Source organism: Roseibium sp. RKSG952 (assembly GCF_009711355.1).
The window spans coordinates 1-231 of record NZ_SMMF01000059.1 but is presented as its reverse complement, the minus strand read 5'-3'; the positions used below and the strand labels follow the sequence as shown (position 1 = coordinate 231).

General features: G+C 58.9%; 1 pseudogene. It reads left to right on the top strand.

Annotated features, from left to right (window positions below):
• A pseudogene (locus tag E1297_RS48650) lies at positions 1–231 on the top strand (hypothetical protein); the annotation flags it as partial.

Here is a 231-nt window from a genome sequence, read left to right as displayed (position 1 = left end):
GGAAGGGGTTTGCCGCGCTTCTGGATCACATCGAAGAGATACTTAAGATGTGCTACCCGAACAAACGCCGGATCGTCAGGGCCCTTGTGGCCTACTACCGCGTTTCGCGCGTCGAGGTCATGGACAACCTCGTCTGGTGGGTCGACCGATTGCACGACGAGGGCCCAGCCACCTACAGAAGCTTTCAATGGGAGTTTGACCGGGTTCCGGAGTTCACCGACCGCCGGATCT